Here is a 19,820-nt window from a genome sequence, read left to right on the forward strand (position 1 = left end):
GTCAATCCTTTGCGAGGGTGACCACCGGCAGGTATGCCCTGCGCCGGGTGCCGTCTATCTGTTCGAAGTCCAGTCCGGCCCAGGCCCCGCGGTCGAAGTCCGCGCCGTCCTGCAGGGCCTGGGAGAGGAGGCCGCGGATGGTGTTGATGTGCTGCTCCCCGGGCGGCAGCTGTTCCCAGGCGTCCGCCAGGGTGGCTGCCCCGGCCATGGCAGAACGGATCGCAGCCGGGTTGGCCTTGCCGGTCCGCGGCGAGCGCACCCGGTCGGAGTCGCTGAACGCGATGGGGTCGGCAAGTTTGGGCGGGGCCGCAAACCCGTCCGGGTCATAAAGCTTCACCATCGACAGCGATTCGAATCCGGCGTTGAAGAGCACCGGTCCGCGGACCAGGCCGGGGCGTTCGCGCTCATACGGGAGTGACCTGATGGCCTGCTCCGCTTCGCGGAGGACCCTGCGGAGCCGGACGGACTGCCGGAAGTCGTCGCTTTGGACGTAGGTGTTGAGGCTTTCGCTGAGCTTGCCGTAGATCCGCTGGATCTGGCTGTGCTGCTGGCGGAGCTCAGCCACCAGGTTCTTCAGGGTCTCCCTGTCATCCGCGGACAGGTCGTCGGCAAACTGCCTGCTGAGGACTTCACCGATGGCGGACCTGAACCGGACCTGTTGCTGCGGGTCCTCCAGGAACGCCGTGAACGACCGGAACGTGCGGCCCTCGGGGCTTTGCCGGAGCCGTTTGTCAGCGGCCAGCACCTGGGCCATCGTGGCGCCCTTGGTCAGGGATTCCTCGATGATCTGGTTGCGGAGTCCGCCCACCAGCTCCTCGATCCGGTCACGCATCTTTTTGTAGTCGGCGGGCAGGCTGGCCGCGAGGTCCAGGATGTTGCCGGCGGCTTCCACGGCGTCGTCGTCATCCAGCACGCCGTCGAAGTCGCCGCTGCTGATGTCCTGGATCAATTGCCGGCGCTCACCGATTTCCTCTTCCAGGGATTCCAGCCGCGCGCTTTGGTCCGGGTTGGTTTCGTTGGCCAGCTTTTCCACGTCGCCCAGGAGGGTGCCCAGGCGGGAGCCGTTCAGGGTGGACCGCTCACTGGACAGGCTGTCCAGGAACGCCAGCACGCGGGCTGCAGGTTCGGTGACCTCATAAACAATCCGGCCCGACTGGTTCCGGCGGGTCAGGAACTGCCGCCGCGTCCATTCATCGCCGAAGGCCTTCCCGTTGGCGCCGCCACCCAGCCCGGGGTCCTGGCGGCGAAGCTCTTCAAGGAAGGAGTCGACGTCGGCGTGGAACTCTTCGAGCGGAAGCTGCGGGCGGGTACGGGTGAAGGATGCCTGCAGCACGGCGATCACCCAGGGAGCCGATCGCGTCAGCGCCCAGGCGGGGCCCTTTGTCAGGAGTTCGAGGTCCCGAAGCCTGGCGCTGATCGCGTCAGCGGATGACCTGGCGGAGCGGGGCACGCACTCTCCTTGGGCTGTGGGTGGGCGGGGTTGCGGCAGCACGGACGGAAAACTGCCAACTACAAGGTTAACGCAGGCGCCGCGACCGGCCCGTGACCTACCTGGCGGTAGTGTTTCGATCCCGTATCAACAGGCCTTTCCCGCGCCCGGGCTCTGGTCCCGCATGCGGCCGCACCCTACGCTCGGTGCTACCGATCTCATCCGAAGCAGCGCCGCAGCAGGGGGACTCATGAGCTTTGATCTCAGCACCGTGGAAACGGGCACCTTGGTTTTCGCCGGAACACTGGTATTTGCCGTCCTCCTGGCCGGGTTCGTGTTGACGGCCGGCCTGCTCGCCCTGGCGCTGCTGGGGGTGGGAAAGGGCACGTGGTTTGTGTTGTCCACCGCACTGCTGGCAGCGGTGCACGGCATCAACGCGGGCTGGGACCGGCTGGTCCACCGGGCCCGGCAGGGAGCCGCTGCCGGCGATTTCCAGGTCCAGCCTGCCACTGGTACGGGAACCTACCCGCGGGTAATCTTGAGTGACAGCTGAAGGGTTCTCCAACCCGGCGGATCCATGGCTTCACCGGCCACTTCGGGCCTAGGAGAAAACCCATGAGCTCCGCTACGGACAGCACCACCGACTCCCCCATCGAAGACACCCCGGTGCCGGCCAGCGACATCGGCGCCGGCATCACGCCGGAGCAGGCCAGGGCCGTGGCCGAAGCTGCCCGGGAAACCGGCTGGGACCGGCCAAGCTTCGCCAAGGGCCTCTACCTCGGAAGTTTCGACCTGGGCCTGGTGCACCCTTGGCCCACACCGGATCCCGCGTCCGTGGCCCGGGGCGAAGAGTTCATGGAACGGCTCACCGCTTTTGCCCGCACCATGTCAGGGCAGGTCATCGAAAGGGACTCCCGGATCCCGGACGAATACATGCGGGGCCTGGCCGGCCTGGGTGTGTTCGGCATGAAGATTCCCGAGGAATACGGCGGCCTGGGCCTGTCGCTGGTGTATTACGGCCGGGCCCTGGCCCTTCTGGGCAGCGTCCATCCGAGCCTGGGCGCCCTGTTGTCCGCACATCTTTCCATTGGCGTGCCGGAACCGGTCAAGGTTTTTGGCTCCCCGGAGCAGAAGCGGGAGTACCTGCCCCGCTGCGCCGACGGCGCCATCACCGCATTCCTGCTCACGGAGCCGGATGTGGGCAGCGACCCGGCCCGGATGGGCAGTACGGCAACGCCAACGGACGACGGCGACGCCTACATCCTGGACGGCGTGAAGCTCTGGACCACGAACGGCGTGATCGCCGAGCTGGTGGTGGCGATGGCGGTGGTTCCGGCCCGGACGGACCCGGACGGGACCGTGCACAAGGGGGGCATCAGCGCCTTCATTGTGGAAATGGACTCCCCCGGCATCACCGTGGAGAACCGCAACGCCTTTATGGGCCTGCGCGGCATTGAGAACGGCGTCACCCGCTTCCACCAGGTCCGGGTCCCGGCAGCCAACCGCCTGGGCCGTGAAGGCCAGGGGTTGAAGATTGCCCTGACCACCCTCAACACCGGACGGCTTTCCATCCCGGCCCTGTGCGTGGCGTCAGGACGCTGGAGCCTGAAGATCGCCAGGGAATGGTCCAACGCCCGCACCCAATGGGGCCGGCCCGTGGGCGAACACGAGGCGGTGGGTAAAAAGATCGCCTTCATTGCGGCGTCCGCGTTCGCGCTGGATGCGGTGTTTGAACTGTCCGCGGAGCTGGCGGACGCCGGCCAGAAGGACGTCCGCATCGAAGCCGCGCTGGCCAAGCTGTGGGCCACCGAAACGAGCTGCCGGATCGCCGACGAACTGGTGCAGATCCGGGGTGGGCGCGGATTTGAGACAGCAGAGTCACTGGCCGCCCGCGGGGAACGGGCAGTGCCTGCGGAACAGCAGCTCCGGGACCTCCGCATCAACAGGATCTTTGAGGGCTCCTCCGAGATCATGCGGCTGCTGATCGCCCGCGATGCCGTGGACGCCCACCTGGCTGCCGCCGGCGATCTTGCCTCGCTGGACGCCAGCCTGTCCGACAAGGCCCGGGCCGCCGTCGGCGCCTCCGGCTTCTACGCCCGGTGGCTGCCCAAACTGGTGGCGGGCGCCGGCATGGATCCGCGGTCCTACGCCGGGTTCGGCCGGCTGGCCAAGCAACTGCGGTTTGTGGAACGGTCCTCCCGCCGCCTGGCCCGGCAGACGTTCTACGGGATGGGCCGCTGGCAGGCGAAACTGGAGCGCAAGCAGGCGTTCCTGGGCCGGATGGTGGACATCGGCGCCGAGCTGTTCGCCATGACGGCCTGCTGCTCCAGGGCGGAAATGCTGCTGCGGACACAGCCGGAACATGGTGCCGGCGCCTATGAACTGGCCGAAGCCTACTGCGAACAGGCGCGGGTCCGGGTCGAGGAACTGTTTGACCAGCTCTGGCGGAACACCGACGACTCCGACACCGCGCTGACCCGTAAAGTCCTCGACGGTCATTACACCTGGCTCGAGGCGGGGGTGCTGGACCAGTCCGAAGGTACCGGGCCGTGGATTGCCGACGCTTCGCCCGGCCCCTCGCACAAGGAGAACCTGCACCGGAACTACCGCTGACGCGGCAGGTCACGAAATAATAAGCACCCTTGCTATCACGGCGGGGCGGTGGTTGAGTTGAGCCATGAGCAGCGCACCTGATCCCGAGAACCTTCCGTACCGCGGCGTCCGTGGGGACGCTGCCGCCGGGGACACCTCCCTGACGGACCGGCAGACAGCCGTGGCCCGGGAAAAGGAGCAGTTCGGCGGCACTAAGGTGGGATCGGCTTTTTTCGGCTGGCTGACTGCCACCGGGATGGCGGTGCTTTTGACGGCCCTGGTGGCAGCGGCAGGCACGGCGGTGGGCCTGGCCAGCAACACTGATGTCAACGACGCCGTCAACCAGGCGGCGTCGGACGGAACCGTGGGGCTGGTGGGCATCATCGTCCTGCTGGTCATCCTTTTCCTCTCCTATTACTCCGGCGGTTACGTCGCGGGCCGGATGGCCCGGTTCAACGGTGCCCGGCAGGGCCTGATGGTGTGGATCTGGGCACTTATCGCCGCGATTGTCGTCGCAATTCTGGGGCTGGTGGCAGGCCAGCAGTTCAACGTGCTGGCCAACCTGAACAGCTTTCCCCGGATCCCCGTCAATGAGGGCCAGCTGACCACAACCAGCATCATTGCCGCGGTTGTTGTGGCGCTGATCGCCCTGGTGGGCGCGGTCCTGGGCGGCCTGGCCGGGATGCGGTTCCACCGGAAGGTGGACCGGGCAGGCTTCACGCCTGCCAACGACGCCGACGCATACTGACCGGCCGGAGCCCTTCACCCCGGGCAGGCTTCCCGGCGGCACCGGGTTGCGGCATCAGCCGTGCAGCTGGCCGTCCACGTAAAGCCAGCGGCCATCCTCCCGGACAAACCTGCTGGTTTCATGCAGGATGCCCCGCTCGCCGTCCTGGCGGAAGTAGGCCTTGAACTCCACCGTCCCCTCCGTGTCCAGCGGGCCGCCGCGTGCAGTGGATACGATGTCCAGCCGGCGCCATTGCAGGTCCGGGTCCAGTTCCAGGTCCGCCGGCGCGGTCCGAGGGTGCCACGTCCGCCGCAGATATTCGCTATCCAGCAGGGCAAAGGCCGTGTAGCGCGAACGCATCAACTGCTCCGCCGTGGCTGCAACCGATACCCCCGAGTGGAACCGGCCACAGCAGTGGCCATACTGCTCGCCGGAAAGGCACCTGCAGTTCGCGTTGCCGGAATCCTCCGCCACTCTGTCCTCTTTTCCGCTTCCGGCTGTTCTCAGCGCCAACCCTGGACCTGATGGTGATCTGCTTCCTCCGACTATAAACGCGGCCGTGATGCCACATCCGGTAACAGGTTCGAAACAACCCGGGACGTGCCGCCCGCGGCGGGGGCACGTGGAGCCAAAAATCCGTATGGTGGAGGGGAAGCTGCCGCCCTGGGGGACGGCTGCCGGTGCGCGCCCCGCTGCCGGCCGAAAGGAGAGCTGACGTGGAGAATCCGGACACGCTCATCCTCAACCTGACCTTTTTGGGCACCATGGGCGTTGCCTTCCTGATGTTCGTCGTGTTGTTCCTCCTGGGCGTCACCACCCTGGTCCTCGCGGGCCTGGGCCGGTTGGTGGCCCTGGTGCTGATGCTCGTCTTCGGCCGCCTCCGCCGGGTGGAATCCATCCGTTTCGGCCCGTCGGGACAGCAGGACCCGGCAGGAACGCCCGACGCCGGGGCTCCCGCCGCAGGCACGCCCTGGCGCGCCCGCGCGGGGCTGCTGCAGGCCGGCCGGATCACTGCGCTGCGCACCGCCGTCGTCCGCCATCCGCTCCTTTCCGCCGCGAAAACCGCCGCCAAGCGGGAACCTGCGGTCCTGTCCGAAGGCTGGGCCGCCGCGGTATCCCAGGCGGACGCGCGCGCCATGGCCAAAGCCCGGGCCGCCGCACCCAACATCAAGGTTTCCGTCCGGGATCTGCCGGACCCCGACCTTCCTGCCGGAAAAGTTGACGAGGTGGCCCCGCTCGTTGAGTCGGCCCTGGCGGCGAAGACTCCAGCCGGCAGCGCGCCGCGCTCCTTCCAGAAACCCCCGGCGGCACCCCTTTCGCCGCTCGACACGAGGTCACTGATGTCGTTGGCGGGCCCGCCGCAGGGCCCCAAGAGGAAGCCGGCCATGCCAAAGCCCGCCACCACCAATGCCTCCCAAGCCAAGGACCGCCAGCACTTACCCTGAGCAACCATCTGGGCTAGCGTGAAAACCATGGAATTCAGATACCTCGGTAACAGCGGCTTCAAAGTTTCGGAAATTACGTTCGGCAACTGGCTGACGCACGGCTCACAGGTGGAGAACGACGTCGCCTCCCAGTGCGTCCGGGCAGCCCTCGATGCAGGGATCAGCACCTTCGACACGGCCGACGTCTACGCCAATACAGCAGCGGAAACAGTGCTCGGCGACGCCCTGAAGGGCGAGCGGCGGGAATCCCTGGAGATCTTCACCAAGGTGTACGGCCCCACCGGCCCCAAGGGAAAAAACGACCTGGGCCTGTCCCGCAAACACATCATGGAGTCCATCAACGGTTCCCTGGCCCGGCTGCAGACCGACTACGTGGACCTTTACCAGGCCCACCGGTATGACTTCGAAACGCCCCTCGAAGAGACCATGCAGGCGTTCGCGGACGTGGTCCGGCAGGGCAAGGCGCTGTACATCGGGGTCAGCGAATGGACGGCGGAGCAGCTCAGGGACGGTCACGCACTGGCGAAGGACCTGGGCTTCCAGCTGATTTCCAACCAGCCGCAGTACAACATGCTGTGGCGTGTCATCGAGGCCGACGTTGTGCCCGCCTCCGAGGAGCTGGGCGTGTCCCAGATCGTCTGGTCCCCGATGGGGCAGGGTGTGCTGAGCGGCAAGTATCTGCCCGGCCAGCCTGCACCGGAGGGCAGCCGCGCCACCGACGACAAGGGCGGCGCCAAAATGATCCAGCGCTGGATGCGCGACGACGTGCTGGCCGGTGTGCAGGACCTCAAGCCGATCGCCGCGGAAGCCGGGCTGACCATGCCGCAGCTCGCGGTGGCCTGGGTGCTGCAGAACCCCAACGTCGCTTCGGCCATCGTGGGTGCTTCCCGGCCGGAACAGATCGCTGACAGCGTGGCCGCTGCCGGTGTCACCCTCGACCCGGACGTGATGAAGAAAATTGACGACGCCATCGGTTCGCTGGCCGAGCGCGATCCTGCGCTGACCAAGTCGCCCGAGAAGCGCGAAGCGTAGGCCGGCCGTGGCGTCCGAACCCAGCCCGGAAAACCTTCCGCAGCTCGCTGTCACCGGATCCACCGGCGGCCTGGGCGGGATGGTGGCCCGGCAACTGTCCGCGGACGGCACGGCCCAGCGCCTGCTGGCCCGTGACCCGTCCCGGGCGCCGCAGCTGGACAACGCCCCGACCCTTGCCTGCAGCTACGGCGACGCGGCGGCCGCCGAACAGGCACTGGCGGGAGCCAAGCTCCTGTTTATGGTCTCCGCGGCCGAAACCGAGGACCGGGTGCAGCAGCACTACGCCTTCATTGATGCCGCAGTACGTGCCGGCGTGGAGCACGTGGTGTATACGTCCTTCTACGGTGCCGCCCCGGACGCCACCTTCACCCTGGCCCGGGACCATTTCGCCACGGAGCAGCACATCCGCGCTTCCGGGATGGGGTTCACGTTCCTCCGGGACAATTTCTACCTCGACTTCCTGCCGCTGCTGGCGGATGGCGGGGGAGTGATCCGCGGTCCTGCAGGGAATGGCGCCTTCTCCGGGGTCGCTCGCGAGGACGTGGCCCGGAGCGCGGTGGCCGTCCTCCGGGATCCGGCGATCCACCGGGGCATGACGTATAACCTGACGGGCCCCGAGGAGCTCACACTGTCCCAGGCCGCCGCCGTCATGACGGCTGGAACCGGCCGCACCATCAGCTACGAGCCGGAGACCCTACAGGAGGCGTACGCGTCCAGGGCCTCCTACGGCGCCCCGGACTGGCAGCTTGATGCCTGGGTCAGCACCTACACGGCGATGGCGGCAGGCCACATGGCCGGCGTTTCGCCCGACGTGCATGGGCTGACCGGGCAGGACCCCATCAGCCTGGCGGAGTTCCTGACCCGGACGCAGCTGTAGTTGTTGACGGCCGGGATAAAGCAGGCGTAAACCAGTCCTGAGGAGCGCAGCGCCATGGCACAGATCCACGACTTCCAGCAATCCACGCAGTACCCGTGGCCAGTCGGGGTTCCCGCGCCGGCCGGGCCGACCGACGGCCCGCTCACGCCGCCCGAGCTGCAGCTGGCGGCCCGGAACCATGCCATGCCGCTGGAGGCGCTCCGCCGGGACTTCACCGCGCCGGGTCTGCACTACGTCCTGACCCACTTCGACATTCCGGACCTTGATGCCGCCACCTGGCACCTGCAGGTTGGCGGAGCCGTGGAACGCTCGCTGGAAATCAGCATGGCCGCGCTGAGGAAAGAACCCGGCATCACGGTGCCGGTGACCCTTGAATGCGCCGGCAACGGCCGGTCGCTGCTGGCGCCTCGGCCGGTCAGCCAGCCGTGGGTTCTTGAGGCCGTGGGGACGGCCAACTGGACCGGTGTTCCGCTGTCCCACCTGCTGGGGAAGGCAGGGGTCCTGCCGCAGGCCGTTGAGGTGGTGTTTACCGGCGTCGACGCCGGAATCCAGGGTGGCGTCCCACAGAAGTTTGCGCGGAGCCTGCCGATCCACGAGGCGATGCGGCCCGACGTCGTCCTCGCCTACGCCATGAACGGCGGCGACCTGCCGCCCCAGCACGGCCATCCGCTGCGCCTGGTGGTTCCGGGCTGGTACGGGATGGCGAGCGTGAAATGGCTGGAATCCATCGAGGTGGTCACGGCCCCCTTTGCGGGCTACCAGCAGCAGGACGCGTACCGGTACCAGGATTCCGCTGACGACGCCGGCACCCCGGTTTCGCGGATCAGGGTGCGTTCGCTGATGGTTCCGCCGGGAGTCCCGGACTTTTTCACGCGCCACCGGGTGGTGCCGCGGGGGCAGGTGCTGCTGGAAGGGCGGGCCTGGTCCGGGCAGGGAGCGGTGACCGGCGTCGAAGTTGGCGTGGACGGCCAATGGATGCCCGCGCAGCTGGAAAAATCCCTGGGTGGGTACGCCTGGCGGAAGTGGACGGTGCCGTGGACCGCCGATCCCGGCGAACACGTCCTGTGCTGCCGCGCCACTGACGACACCGGCGCCACCCAGCCCCTGGAGCAGAACTGGAACTACCAGGGGATGGGCAACAACATGGTGCACCGGGTGTCAGTCCGCGTCGACTAGGACCCCCGGCGGGAAAGCCGCCGCCTGAGCCGCAGGCCGCGGCGCTATACTCGGTGCCAGCCATGACCAGCATTCCATCCTCCCCCGCCAGTGTCCGCATCGATGCGTGGCTGTGGGCTGTCCGCGCCTACAAGACCCGCTCCGCGTCCACGGCCGCGTGCCGGGCCGGTCACGTCCGCCTGAACGGCAGCCCGGCCAAGGCATCGGCAACCCTGGTGACCGGCGATACCGTCACCGTCCGCATGTCCGGCTATGAACGCACCCTGGAGGTGCGCCGGCTGCTCGCCAAACGTGTGGGCGCTGAGGTGGCGTCGCACTGCTTCACCGACCACACCCCGCCCCGCCCGATGGCCCCGGCGCTGGGCCTGCCGCAGCGTGACCGCGGGGCCGGCCGGCCCACCAAGAAGGACCGCCGTGAAATGGAGCGACTGTCGGGCCGGCATGACTGAGCTGATCCTCGCGGCAGTCCGCCTGCCTGCCGGGGACGGGCCGAACGGGCCCCTCAACCTCCACCTTCGTGATGGCATCGTGGCAGGCGTCAGCACCGGGCCGTTGGCAGGTGCCGCCGGCATTGAAGTCCTCGACTGCGACGGCCGGTTTGTCATACCCGGGCTCTGGGACGAGCACGTACACCTGAACCAGTGGGCCATGCACGCCAACCGGATCGACCTGTCAGGTGCGGCCTCGGCACTCGGGGCGGCGGCCGCCGTCGAACGCCACCTGCTGGCCGCACCCGGCAGCGACGTCACTGCCGTGGGGGTGGGGTTCCGCGACGCACTGTGGCCTGATGCGCCGACGCTGGGGCTCCTGGACGGGGCCACGGGAGACCGGCCCACCGCCCTGATCAGCCACGACCTGCACTGCGTGTGGGTCAACAGTGCTGCCGCCCGGCGCTACTCCCTGGCCGTGGACGGGTCCGGGTTGCTGCGGGAGGAACCGGCGTTCCTCCTGACCCGCGAGCTGGGCCTGCTGCCGGACACCGTGCTGGATGAGTGGGCGCAACAGGCAGCCCGGGCGGCCGCCGCAAAAGGCATCGTGGGCGTGGTCGACTTCGAAATGACGTGGAACCGTGATCCGTGGCTGCGCAGGTTCGGTGCGGGCTTCGACACCCTCCGGGTCGAGGCCGGAGTGTATCCGCAGGACCTCGAACGCGCGGCGGGGCTGGGCATGCGGACCGGCGTGGAACTTCCCGGCGGCGGCGGGCTGTTGCGGACAGGTCCCTTGAAGGTGCTCATCGACGGGTCGCTCAACACCCGCACCGCTTACTGCGTTGATCCCTACCCCTTTGGTGGGCACGGCCTGCTCACGGTGGACGAAGCCGAACTTCTGGACCTGCTGGTGCGGGCCCGCGGGACAGGCTTTGTGCCCGCTGTGCATGCGATCGGCGACGCTGCCAACCAGCTGGCCCTGGACGCCTTCGAGCGGGCGGGCATTGGCGGGCGGATCGAGCATGCGCAGTTTGTCCGCGCCGATGACTTTGCCCGCTTTGGCCGGCTGGGAGTGGTGGCCAGCGTGCAGCCGTGCCACGCCCTCGATGACCGGGATGCGGCCGATTCCAACTGGCCGGGCCGGACGGACCGGGCGTTTCCGTTGCGCCGGCTGCTGGATGCGGGCGCAACACTCGCTTTCGGTTCGGACGCGCCGGTGGCGCCGCTGGATCCGTGGGCGGCCATGTCCGCCGCCACCACCCGTTCGGCTTTTGACGGCCGGGAGCCCTGGCATCCGGCTGAAGCCATCACCCGCTGGCAGGCCCTGGCAGCCTCCACGCGGGGCCGCGGGACGGTCCGGGTGGGCGACCCGGCCGACCTTGTACTCCTGGACGCGGATCCGCTGGCCGTTCCGGACCCGGATTTCGCCGCCATGCCGGTGGCAGGCACGCTGGTGGCCGGGCGTTTCACCTACGACGGCGGGATGCCCGGTTAGCTTTTGGTGTCACCGCTGCGGACCGGAATGGCCTACCCGGCGACGCGCGCCTGCTCTAGGTTCGCGAACGGCAACCGCCCATAGGACTCGACGAAGGCGGCGTGGTACCCGGCTTCCGCGGCGCTGAGCTGTTCGGCTGACATCTCCTTCCAGGCGACCACCAACGACTCCGAGTCGAGCAGTTGCCAGACCAGCCGGCCGTCCCAGTGGCCCGGCGGGCGGGCCCGGCCGAAGTCCAGGAACTCCTGGATCTGGCGGCGCAGGCCCCGGTTGCCCTTGCTTCCCGGGCCTGCCTTGCCGAGGTACAGGACAGCTGCGCCGTCCACCCACTCAGCGGCGAGCGCATCCTTCGGCAGGGTGGGGCTGCGTTTTTTGAAGGTACCGGCCGTGCTGGTCTTCAGGTACCGGGGTTCGAAATCCGCCGGCGCCATGATGGTGAAGATTCCCGGCCCTTGGGGAACCCTGATGATGGCGAGGTCTTCGATTGCCCTGAAGCCTGCAAAGCCCTCGGCTTTCAGGCCCTTCTTGCTGAACTGCATAACTTCATTGAACAGCATTGCCGGGACCCAGCGTGCCGGGCCGCCCGGACAGATGGTGTCCCGGCTCCGGCCGGGCCCTCTTGCGGACTCCCATCAGTACCAGAATGACGGCGGCAACCACAGGTGAAAGGAAGCCGGCCGCGGCAACAAGCATGAGTCCTGGCCAGATCCCTGCCACGGCCATAAAAGCCACGCCAAAGATGCGCAGTGACCGGCCGCCGGGCAGGAGCCGTCCCAGTGGGAGCACCAAAGCGCAGCCCATAAGGCTGGCCGCGACCAGCGTCACCGGCCACTGCCGTGGATGGCCCGCACCGAGGAGCTGGGCAACTGCCTCCATGATGAGAGCTGCGCAGCAGAGCAGGACGGACCACCGGATGACCTTGCCCACCACGGGCGCAAGAATTCGTCCGGCCGCGAGGACCACCCATACGGCAGTAACAGCGCCGGCGCCTAAGCCAAGGTTCATGGCCCTGGTGGAGTCCGAGGCGAAGGACGTCCATTCGCTGCCGGCGAGGGCGAATGCGGCACAGGCCAAACCCAGTACCAAGCCAAAAAGGGCCCCGGTTCGTGCCGCCTTGCGGTCCCGGCCGGCAAGCCGGGGTGCGGGCATCCGGTGCCTGTCTGCCGCGGCATGTGCCGTGGGTCCGGACGAGCCAACTGATGCGGTGTTTTGCGTCCAGCCGGAATCAGCCGGGGATCCGGTCCCTCCGCTACCCATCCGCAAAGCCACAATCAGGACCACCACGGCCACAATGGTGTTCAGGAACTGGCCAATCATGATCATGGCGCCTAAGACCACGGCTGACGGGACCGCCACCAGGGCAGACAATGCCATCTGCCGGAACAGCGTGCCGCGGACCCGCAGGACGGCGTTCACCGGTGCCAGGAGGAAGATGGTTCCCGCCGCCCAGCCTGCGGCAACAAACAGCAGGGAAGCGGATCCAAACCAACTGTTCCCCTGTGCCAGGTCTGCTTCCTCGAAGCCCACCGCGATGCTGGACAGTGACAGCCCCGCCAATGCGCAGGCCGGAACGGCTATTACTGCGGTAAAGAGCGCCGCCGGAGCCGATAGCCTGCCGGTACTGTGCATCAGCGCTGTCGCTGCGAGGGACAAACCAAGCGGTCCTGCAAAAGACGCCAAAAGCATCCTGAAGGCTTGTGTTTCCGGCGGCAGTGACGTGCTGGTCAGCAGCAGTGCCACGGCTCCGGCGAAAGCCAGGGCCGACACCGCAGCGAAGACCGCGGCCACGCGGGGTGTCGCTCTTTCTCCGAGACCGTGGGAACGCAGGGACCACACGTCCGCCCGGGATGGCCGCGATAAACCCCGCTCCGCGGCGTCTTGTTCAAGGGTGGCCAACATGACGGCCCCATTCCTGACCCGCCACGAGTGCGGATACCAACGCAGCAGCCGGCCGTACCGCTTACGCAGGTCCCTGCTCATGTGGCCAGCCCAGGGAGATCTGTCTGCCCCTTGCTCACCCTTGCCGCCGAGGCAGGCTTCACAGACAACGGCCGGCGCCCGCCAAGCCTGCTTTCCGCCGCACGCAACCTTGCAGCAAGGCGTTCTGCTTCAGCGGACAACGACTGGCGTCCTTCATCCGTCAGTTCGTAGTACCGCCTCGCACGACCGTCCACGGTCTCATCGCCCGCATGCCGGACCTTGCCGTCCCGCTCCAGCCGCTCAAGGCTGGCGTACAGGGTTGTAACCCTGATGGTCTGGCTGCCCGCAGCGAGCTGTTCAACGTCCCGCAGGATGGCGTAGCCGTGCTGGCGGCCTCCCGCGAGCGCCGTGAGGATCCAGAAAATTGCCTCGGTCATAGTGGCGAATATATACCCGATTCGGGAATATAACCACAATTGAATCTGAGCTAGTTTACGCTGTTGAAGTTGTCCACATACGGGACTTTCTTTCCAGCTCCACCGCCGGATTCCGGGAAAATTGAGGTATGGACCTACGCGAGCACCCGGCGGTTACAACGGACGTTGCCACCAACGCCGGATCTTCCCTGCCGGCCGCGCTGCAGCTGGTGGCAACCGCGCACATCTGTCCCGATGACGCGGGGATGATCAACCAGCTTCGACTGCTGGAGGACCTGAAGTCGGCAGCCGCGGCCCTGCAGGCACGGATCGCCGTTGCCTTTGACCGCTCGCAGCGCCGGGAACAGGCCGCCTCAGGCATCGCCGCCGCAGACCTTGGAGCCGGGGTTGCTGCGCAGATTGCATTGGCCCGGCGTGAGTCTCCCGCCAGGGGTGGCCGGCTGCTCGGAATGGCCAAAGCGCTGATCGAAATGCCCCATGCCGCCGAGGCCTTGGCCGGCGGCAGCCTCAACGAATGGCGGACCATCCTCGCGGTGCGGGAAACCGCGCACCTATCCGTGGATGACCGCCGGGCGGTGGACGCCGAGTTCGGACCGGATTACGGGTCCTTGGCGGACGCCGGGGACCGGTCACTCGTTGCGGCAATCCGGGCCGCAGCGTACAGGCGCGATCCCCGGTCGGTTGCCCGGCGTGCAAGCCACGCTGCGGCGGAGCGCACCGTAAGCCTCAGGCCTGCACCGGACACCATGGCCTATCTCACCGCCCTGCTGCCGGTTGCAGAAGGGGTAGCGGTTTACGCCGACCTGACACGCCATGCCGATTCAGCGCGTTCAGCCGGCGACGGCCGCACCAAAGGCCAACTGATGGCGGATGAGCTGGTGGAGCGCGTGACAGGTACCCCCGGCGGCATCACCGGCATCGAAATCCAGTTGGTCATGACGGACAGGACACTCTTCCAAGCCGACAGTGAACCAGCCCGGCTCGCAGGCTACGGCGTTGTCCCCGCCGAATGGGCGCGGGCGGCGGTCCTGGATGGTGCGGCAGCCGCCTCTCCAGCTGCCAACCAGCTCCCTCTGGACCGAGAGCCCGCTCCCGGCCAGCCCGCCTTGGCTGCTTGGATTCGCCGGCTGTATGTCGCACCGGAAACCGGCGAGCTGGTGGCAATGGATTCGAAAGCCCGGCTTTTTCCGCCTGGCCTCAAAAGCTTCCTCCAGGTGCGCGACCAGCTATGCCGCACTCCCTGCTGTGACGCGCCCATCCGGCATTACGACCACGTTGTCCCCTGGCGTGAGGACAAAAACACAAGCGGCGCCAATGGGCAGGGGCTTTGCGAGGCCTGCAACCAAGCAAAGGAATCGGCAGGTTGGTCTGCACTGACAGTGCCAGGCACCGGGCACCACATCGACAGCAGAAATACTCAAGCCAGAAAGCAGGCCGCGGAAACCAGGCATGCAGCAGGCAACAACCACGCTGCAGCCAACAGCCACATCGCAGACACCAGCCATGCCGCGGCCAGCAGCCGGCCCGCCGACACCCTTCCCGCTCCAGCTACAAGACACGCGGTGGACACCAGGACACCCACCGGCCACACCTACCGGTCCGTCGCGCCGGCCCTCCCCGGAACCTTCCGCTGGCCTATACCGCTCCCCGAGGAGTCAGGCTGAAGCCGGTGTTTGGAGGCGCTCTGCCACCTGAACCCGGGAAAGCGTAGAGTGGCATAGGACGCCTGATTCTGGACGCCTTGCTGCCGAGGGAGAAATCGTGACGATTGATTGGGACGAAAAAAAGGCCCTGCTACAGGAACCGAACATCGCCAAGGTGACCCAGCTTTGCGATGAACTGATGGAAAAGAAGCCGGGTTCCACCGTCCCGTATATTGACCCGGTGCATGACGAGGACGAATGCCGCATCGTCACCCTGCAGGTCAGCCCCGGCAAGGGCACCGAATCAGGTTTTGTGTCGCACAACAATGACGACGAGGGTGCCCGACGCGCCACCCAGATCTACGAGATCGCCGAACTCGACCCCCGCTACGTCATGCCTTGGAACGCATACCCGTGGGTCAGGGACCCTGGCCTTCCCTCCGCGCTGAGTGTGCAGGAGAAGACAGACGGACTCCGGCCGTTCCGCCAGTTCCTCAAGATCAATTCGCGGGTCTCGGCAATCATCGCCCACGGCACGGATGCCTCCGCATTCCTCACCCTGTTCGAAAAGACGTACCACTCGTCCCTCCGGAACAGCGGCATCAAGGTCTACAAGGCCTCCGCGCTTGGCGGGCGGGCCTTCGCCGTATCCGAAACGAAGCAGGAGGAACTCCTCACCAAGAGCGTGGAGACCTACAAGGACGCCATGCAGCGGGCAGGCATCCAGCACCTCTGACACCCCACCGGGGAATCCCGGCCGGGGCAGCAGCACCGGCCCGGGCGCCATTGGTGCACCCGGAATGTGTGCGGCCCGGACAGCAATTCCCGAAGTACCTGACCAGCATTCCCGGAGATAAACGGAAACCGCATTGACACTCGGTGTGACCGGTGCCATATTTAAGGCGTGAACCTGTCAGACAGCCGGACAGCAGGACATCCTGCCCGTACCCGCCCACCATCCCGGCCCTTGGCCCGCCTCAGCGCCGCGGAAGCTGTCTTTAATGCGATCCGGGACGACATCGAGTCAGGTGTGGTTCCGGTGGGCAGCAAGCTTGATTCCGAGGCCACCCTCTCCCAGCAATACGGTGTCAGCCGTTCGGTCATCCGCGAAGCGTTGCGCTCCTGCACCGCGCTGGGCCTGACGGTCACCAAAACCGGCAAGGGCACCTTTGTGATGGCCAACAAAGTAGCCAACGACCTCACCCTGGGCCAGTATTCAGCCCGGGACCTCACGGAGGCCCGCCCCCACATCGAAATCCCGGCCGCCGGGCTCGCCGCCCACCGGCGCACGGATGAGGAGCTGGAAACCCTCCGCCACATCGTTGCAGCCATGGCTGCGGAGACCGACCTGGAATCCTGGGTTTCGCTGGACTCCAGCTTCCACGCCACGATCGCCCGGGCCAGCGGCAACAAGGTCTTCGCCAGCGTGGTGTCAGACATCCGCGAGGCCCTGGCCCACCAGTCGGAAACCCTGAACATGGTGGCCGACCGCCAGCACGCCTCCGACATCGAGCACCAGCAGATCCTCGCCGCCATCGAAGCGGGCTCCGCCGATGATGCCCGCTCCGCCATGTCACACCACTTGAACGCCGTGGGCCTGGCCCTGGACTCAATCCTCAACAAGTAACCGCGAAGCCCACCAAGCAACCTACCCAAGGACTCCATGCCCTCCCCGATGTTTTCCGCTGCCCACGAGGCCCACCGCGCCCTGCCCGGCCATGTACCCCTGGTCGCCGCAACCCGCGACGGCCTCGTGGAAAGTGTCCACTACGGCTCCGCCATCGCCATCAGCGCCGACGGCGCAACAATGGCATCAGCCGGCGAACCCCTGGCGCCGGTTTACCCGCGCTCCTCGCTGAAGCCCTTGCAGGCAGTGGCCATGCTCCGCGCCGGGCTCGTCCTGCCCATGGACCTGCTGGCCCTGGCAGCGGCCAGCCACTCCGGCGCCGCCCGGCACCGCGACGGCGCCCTGCGCATTCTCGAGATGCACTCCCTCACCCCGGGCTCGTTGGAAAACAGCACCGACCTGCCCTACGGCACCACCGAACGCGAGGATTGGCTCCGTGACGGCGGCGCCGCCAGCCAGCTCACCCAGAACTGCTCCGGCAAGCACGCCGCCATGGCCGCCACGTGCGTCATCAACGGCTGGCCGGTCCAGGGCTACCTGGCACCGGATCACCCGCTTCAGCAGCTGGTGGCCGAAACCATCATCGACCTGACCGGCGAGGAGCCCCTGGCCGTCAGCACCGACGGCTGCGGCACGCCCCTGTTCGCCCTGACCCTGCGCGGGATGGCCCGCGCCTTCGGCCGGATTGCGCGCGCCGCCGCGGTCGACGACGGCACCCCGGAAGCCGCCGTCGGGCTTGCCATGATGCAGCACCCGGACATGGTGGCCGGGGAAGGCAGGGACGTGACCACCCTCATGCGCCTGCTTCCCGGCGCCGTGGCCAAGGACGGCTTTGAAGGCGTCCAGCTGGTTGGGCTGGCGGACGGCAGCGCCGTGGCGGTAAAGATTTCCGACGGCGGCGACCGCGCCAGGATGCCCGCCACCACCACCCTCCTGGGCAGCCTGGGCGTGGACACCGCACCCCTCGCAGCCATCGCCGGCTCCCCCGTGCTGGGCGGCGGCCACCAGGTGGGTGCCCTGCAGGCCACCGATTTCCTGGCCCGGGCAGCGCCTCCCGTCGCCGGCCACCCCAAAACCCCCGAACCTGCCCAGTCCAAGCCCGTCAACGAAGCCCCGTGAGGACCACCATGACCACCCTGAACAACACCGCAACCGCCGCCCCCGGCCTCCGGTCCGAACATGACCTGCTGGGCGACCGCGACGTCCCGGCCGATGCCTACTGGGGTGTCCACACCCTCCGCGCCGTTGAAAACTTCCCCATCACCGGCCAGAAGCTCTCCTCCAACATGCACCTGGTCCGTGGCCTGGCGGCCGTGAAACTGGCCGCAGCCCGCACCAACCGGGAGCTCGGGCTGCTGGACGCGGAGCGCTCGGACGCCATCGAACAGGCCTGCCAGGACATCATGGCCGGCCAGCTGAGCGAACAGTTTGTGGTGGACGTCATCCAGGGCGGCGCGGGGACGTCGTCGAACATGAACGCCAACGAGGTCATCGCCAACCGTGCCCTGGAAATCCTGGGCCACCCCAAAGGCGACTACGCCAGGCTGCACCCCAACGACCATGTGAACCTCAGCCAGTCCACCAACGACGTCTACCCCACGGCCGTCAAACTGGGCACCATCTTCGCCGCCCGGGAACTCCTCGACGCACTTGCCGAACTCGAGGAGGCCTGCGCGTCGAAGGCGCTGGAATTCCGGACCGTGGTGAAGATGGGCCGGACCCAGCTCCAGGACGCCGTGCCCATGACCCTGGGCCAGGAGTTCGGCACCTACGCCGTCACCATCGGCGAGGACCGGCTCCGGCTGGCCGAGGCCGAACTGCTCATCCACGAAATCAACCTGGGTGCCACGGCCATCGGAACGGGCCTGAACGCCCCCGCCGGCTACGCCGGGGCAGCCTGCCGGCACCTGGCCGCCATCACCGGCCTGCCGCTGGTGACCGCCGTCGACCTCATCGAAGCCACCCAGGACGTCGGCGCATTTGTGCACCTGTCCGGTGTGCTGAAGCGTGTGGCCGTGAAACTCTCCAAGATCTGCAACGACCTCCGCCTGCTCTCCTCCGGCCCCCGCGCGGGATTCGGCGAGATCAACCTTCCGGCCGTGCAGTCCGGATCCTCGATCATGCCCGGCAAGATCAACCCGGTCATCCCGGAAGTTGTCTCCCAGGTGGCCTACGAGGTCATCGGCAACGACGTGACCATCACCATGGCCGCCGAAGCCGGACAACTTCAGCTCAACGCCTTCGAACCCATCATTGTCCACAGCCTCCACAAGAGCATTTCACACCTGGAAGCAGCCTGCCGCACCCTCACGGCCCGCTGCATCCGGGGCATCACCGCCAACACCGAACGGCTCCGCCTCACCGTGGAGCAGTCCATCGGACTGGTCACCGCCCTGAACCCCCAACTGGGCTACGCCACTGCCACCGCCATTGCGCAGGAAGCCCTCGCCACCGGCAAGGGTGTGGCCGAACTGGTCCTTGAACACGGACTCCTTACCTCTGAACAGCTTCAGGAACTCCTCAGCCCCGAACGCCTTGCCAACCTCAGCAACCAGGCTCCGGCCTGACCCTGAACCCGGCACATCAAAGGACACCCCCCATGACAAACTCCCCCATTCCCGACCACCTGATTGATGGTGGCCACGCCCATGCGACCGAGTCGTCCCTGCACGCTGAGGACACGGGTTACCACAAGAACCTGAAGCCGCGGCAGATCCAGATGATCGCCATTGGCGGTGCGATCGGTACCGGCCTGTTCCTGGGTGCCGGTGGCCGCTTGGCCGAGGCCGGCCCGTCGCTGGTGATCGCCTACGCGGTGTGTGGTTTCTTCGCGTTCCTGATCCTGCGTGCCCTGGGCGAACTCGTGCTGCACCGGCCCTCGTCCGGTTCCTTCGTTTCCTACGCCCGGGAGTTCTTCGGCGAAAAAGCCGCGTTTGTTTCCGGCTGGTTCTACTGGATCAACTGGGCCACCACCACCATCGTGGACATCACC

General features: G+C 67.2%; 20 protein-coding genes. 15 read left to right on the plus strand and 5 right to left on the minus strand.

Going from position 1 to position 19,820, the window contains the following annotated elements:
* Position 1: 1 nt before the first annotated feature.
* Positions 2-1,450, minus strand: coding sequence for a DUF3375 family protein (locus tag ASF72_RS11820; protein WP_050687476.1), 1,449 nt, complete (start codon positions 1,448-1,450; stop codon positions 2-4).
* Positions 1,451-1,679: 229 nt separating this feature from the next.
* Here ASF72_RS11820 and ASF72_RS11825 point away from each other — a divergent pair, with 229 nt between their 5' ends.
* The 3 genes from ASF72_RS11825 to ASF72_RS11835 all read left to right on the plus strand — a co-directional run bounded on the left by ASF72_RS11825 (position 1,680) and on the right by ASF72_RS11835 (position 4,769).
* Positions 1,680-1,982, plus strand: coding sequence for a hypothetical protein (locus ASF72_RS11825; RefSeq protein ID WP_056599091.1), 303 nt, complete (start codon positions 1,680-1,682; stop codon positions 1,980-1,982).
* A 62-nt stretch (positions 1,983-2,044) separates the two neighbouring features.
* Positions 2,045-4,042, plus strand: a complete 1,998-nt coding sequence (locus ASF72_RS11830) for an acyl-CoA dehydrogenase family protein (RefSeq protein ID WP_056599094.1) — start codon at positions 2,045-2,047, stop codon at positions 4,040-4,042.
* Positions 4,043-4,106: 64 nt separating this feature from the next.
* Positions 4,107-4,769, plus strand: coding sequence for a hypothetical protein (locus ASF72_RS11835; protein WP_056599097.1), 663 nt, complete (start codon positions 4,107-4,109; stop codon positions 4,767-4,769).
* Positions 4,770-4,823: 54 nt separating this feature from the next.
* On the opposite strand, the gene ASF72_RS11840 is transcribed toward ASF72_RS11835, so the two are convergent.
* Positions 4,824-5,222, minus strand: coding sequence for a YchJ family protein (locus ASF72_RS11840; RefSeq protein ID WP_056599100.1), 399 nt, complete (start codon positions 5,220-5,222; stop codon positions 4,824-4,826).
* A 242-nt stretch (positions 5,223-5,464) separates the two neighbouring features.
* Between ASF72_RS11840 and ASF72_RS11845 the strand changes: the two genes are divergently transcribed.
* The 6 genes from ASF72_RS11845 (at position 5,465) to ASF72_RS11870 (ending at position 11,201) form a co-directional block, all read left to right on the plus strand.
* Positions 5,465-6,193, plus strand: coding sequence for a hypothetical protein (locus tag ASF72_RS11845; RefSeq protein ID WP_056599103.1), 729 nt, complete (start codon positions 5,465-5,467; stop codon positions 6,191-6,193).
* Positions 6,194-6,220: 27 nt separating this feature from the next.
* Positions 6,221-7,225, plus strand: coding sequence for an aldo/keto reductase family protein (locus ASF72_RS11850; protein ID WP_056599106.1), 1,005 nt, complete (start codon positions 6,221-6,223; stop codon positions 7,223-7,225).
* A 7-nt stretch (positions 7,226-7,232) separates the two neighbouring features.
* Positions 7,233-8,102, plus strand: coding sequence for an SDR family oxidoreductase (locus tag ASF72_RS11855; RefSeq protein WP_050687488.1), 870 nt, complete (start codon positions 7,233-7,235; stop codon positions 8,100-8,102).
* A 54-nt stretch (positions 8,103-8,156) separates the two neighbouring features.
* Positions 8,157-9,278 (plus strand): sulfite oxidase, encoded by a 1,122-nt coding sequence (locus ASF72_RS11860; protein WP_050687490.1) that lies wholly within the window; start codon positions 8,157-8,159, stop codon positions 9,276-9,278.
* A gap of 62 nt (positions 9,279-9,340) precedes the next feature.
* Positions 9,341-9,727 carry an RNA-binding S4 domain-containing protein gene (locus tag ASF72_RS11865; RefSeq protein ID WP_056599109.1) on the plus strand — a complete coding sequence of 129 codons (387 nt, stop codon included), beginning with the start codon at positions 9,341-9,343 and terminating at the stop codon, positions 9,725-9,727.
* Positions 9,720-11,201, plus strand: a complete 1,482-nt coding sequence (locus tag ASF72_RS11870; protein WP_056599112.1) for an amidohydrolase — start codon at positions 9,720-9,722, stop codon at positions 11,199-11,201. The genes ASF72_RS11865 and ASF72_RS11870 overlap by 8 nt, the downstream gene beginning before the upstream one ends.
* A gap of 32 nt (positions 11,202-11,233) precedes the next feature.
* On the opposite strand, the gene ASF72_RS11875 is transcribed toward ASF72_RS11870, so the two are convergent.
* From ASF72_RS11875 to ASF72_RS11885, 3 genes are all read right to left on the minus strand, one after another.
* Entirely contained in the window at positions 11,234-11,740 is a 507-nt protein-coding gene (locus ASF72_RS11875) for a hypothetical protein (protein WP_050687495.1), read from the minus strand.
* A gap of 4 nt (positions 11,741-11,744) precedes the next feature.
* The gene (locus tag ASF72_RS11880) at positions 11,745-12,989 is read right to left on the minus strand and encodes a hypothetical protein (RefSeq protein ID WP_056599115.1); all 1,245 of its coding nucleotides are present in this window, start codon (positions 12,987-12,989) and stop codon (positions 11,745-11,747) included.
* A gap of 188 nt (positions 12,990-13,177) precedes the next feature.
* Positions 13,178-13,558 (minus strand): PadR family transcriptional regulator, encoded by a 381-nt coding sequence (locus ASF72_RS11885; RefSeq protein ID WP_056599118.1) that lies wholly within the window; start codon positions 13,556-13,558, stop codon positions 13,178-13,180.
* A gap of 128 nt (positions 13,559-13,686) precedes the next feature.
* Here ASF72_RS11885 and ASF72_RS11890 point away from each other — a divergent pair, with 128 nt between their 5' ends.
* From ASF72_RS11890 to ASF72_RS21025, 6 genes are all read left to right on the plus strand, one after another.
* A complete protein-coding gene (locus ASF72_RS11890) occupies positions 13,687-15,222 on the plus strand; it encodes an HNH endonuclease (RefSeq protein ID WP_056599121.1) in 1,536 nt (511 codons plus the stop codon).
* Between the two features lie 97 nt (positions 15,223-15,319).
* Complete coding sequence (locus ASF72_RS11895) at positions 15,320-15,937, plus strand: uracil-DNA glycosylase (RefSeq protein ID WP_050687503.1); 618 nt, start codon at positions 15,320-15,322, stop codon at positions 15,935-15,937.
* Between the two features lie 168 nt (positions 15,938-16,105).
* Positions 16,106-16,828 (plus strand): FadR/GntR family transcriptional regulator, encoded by a 723-nt coding sequence (locus ASF72_RS11900; protein WP_050687505.1) that lies wholly within the window; start codon positions 16,106-16,108, stop codon positions 16,826-16,828.
* A 36-nt stretch (positions 16,829-16,864) separates the two neighbouring features.
* The gene (locus ASF72_RS11905) at positions 16,865-17,947 is read left to right on the plus strand and encodes an asparaginase (RefSeq protein ID WP_056599123.1); all 1,083 of its coding nucleotides are present in this window, start codon (positions 16,865-16,867) and stop codon (positions 17,945-17,947) included.
* Positions 17,948-17,955: 8 nt separating this feature from the next.
* A complete protein-coding gene (locus ASF72_RS11910) occupies positions 17,956-19,395 on the plus strand; it encodes an aspartate ammonia-lyase (RefSeq protein ID WP_050687509.1) in 1,440 nt (479 codons plus the stop codon).
* Between the two features lie 32 nt (positions 19,396-19,427).
* Positions 19,428-19,820 (plus strand): amino acid permease (locus ASF72_RS21025; RefSeq protein ID WP_235504713.1); only part of this gene is annotated, 393 nt, incomplete at its 3' end.

The sequence above is a fragment of the Arthrobacter sp. Leaf141 genome (genome assembly GCF_001424565.1).
GTDB lineage: Bacteria > Actinomycetota > Actinomycetes > Actinomycetales > Micrococcaceae > Arthrobacter.

What these genes read in the sequence shown, in the direction of transcription:
- ASF72_RS11830 (WP_056599094.1), top strand. Translation starts at nt 2,045, where the DNA reads ATGAGCTCCGCTACGGACAGCACCACCGACTCCCCCATCGAAGACACC.
- ASF72_RS11865 (WP_056599109.1), top strand. Translation starts at nt 9,341, where the DNA reads ATGACCAGCATTCCATCCTCCCCCGCCAGTGTCCGCATCGATGCGTGG.
- ASF72_RS11870 (WP_056599112.1), top strand. Translation starts at nt 9,720, where the DNA reads ATGACTGAGCTGATCCTCGCGGCAGTCCGCCTGCCTGCCGGGGACGGG.
- ASF72_RS11835 (WP_056599097.1), top strand. Translation starts at nt 4,107, where the DNA reads ATGAGCAGCGCACCTGATCCCGAGAACCTTCCGTACCGCGGCGTCCGT.
- ASF72_RS11860 (WP_050687490.1), top strand. Translation starts at nt 8,157, where the DNA reads ATGGCACAGATCCACGACTTCCAGCAATCCACGCAGTACCCGTGGCCA.
- ASF72_RS11885 (WP_056599118.1), bottom strand. Translation starts at nt 13,558, where the DNA reads ATGACCGAGGCAATTTTCTGGATCCTCACGGCGCTCGCGGGAGGCCGC.
- ASF72_RS11825 (WP_056599091.1), top strand. Translation starts at nt 1,680, where the DNA reads ATGAGCTTTGATCTCAGCACCGTGGAAACGGGCACCTTGGTTTTCGCC.
- ASF72_RS11890 (WP_056599121.1), top strand. Translation starts at nt 13,687, where the DNA reads ATGGACCTACGCGAGCACCCGGCGGTTACAACGGACGTTGCCACCAAC.
- ASF72_RS11875 (WP_050687495.1), bottom strand. Translation starts at nt 11,740, where the DNA reads ATGCAGTTCAGCAAGAAGGGCCTGAAAGCCGAGGGCTTTGCAGGCTTC.
- ASF72_RS11910 (WP_050687509.1), top strand. Translation starts at nt 17,956, where the DNA reads ATGACCACCCTGAACAACACCGCAACCGCCGCCCCCGGCCTCCGGTCC.
- ASF72_RS11905 (WP_056599123.1), top strand. Translation starts at nt 16,865, where the DNA reads ATGCCCTCCCCGATGTTTTCCGCTGCCCACGAGGCCCACCGCGCCCTG.
- ASF72_RS11850 (WP_056599106.1), top strand. Translation starts at nt 6,221, where the DNA reads ATGGAATTCAGATACCTCGGTAACAGCGGCTTCAAAGTTTCGGAAATT.